Origin of the sequence: Aquimarina megaterium XH134 (genome assembly GCF_000520975.1) — a bacterium.
Lineage (GTDB): Bacteria > Bacteroidota > Bacteroidia > Flavobacteriales > Flavobacteriaceae > Aquimarina > Aquimarina megaterium.
The window spans coordinates 1-321 of the sequence record NZ_JACB01000041.1 but is presented as its reverse complement, the minus strand read 5'-3'; the positions used below and the strand labels follow the sequence as shown (position 1 = coordinate 321).

The following is a 321-nucleotide window of genomic DNA, read 5'->3' as shown; positions in this document are numbered from 1 at the left end:
GTATTGACAGCTTGTTGTATAACTTTTCTTTCTCGGTTATCGGTGAATTTACCAGTATAGGTAACCCGACCAAAGGCATCATATTTGGTAAAGAGCCAGGCATTGCTTGCTTTTAGATTCGCATCCTGGGTTAAGATCGGTTGATCTAGCTTGTTATAGACAATATACTCTTTGTCTTTACCAGGGATTTTCTTTTCAATAAGGCGATTTCTGTAATCGTACTTGTATTGATAACACAATTCGGCAAGCTCATTGTCCGATACACCGTCATTTGTAGTTACTTTTGGTGGGATTACATAGGTTAAATTCCCAAATCGGTCA

The 321-nt window shown here is 38.3% G+C and carries 1 protein-coding gene; it reads right to left on the bottom strand.

Annotation, left to right across the window (positions count from 1 at the left end; translation table 11 throughout):
- A partial coding sequence (locus Z053_RS31620) for a hypothetical protein (RefSeq protein ID WP_035096513.1) occupies positions 1-321 on the bottom strand: 321 nt, incomplete at both ends.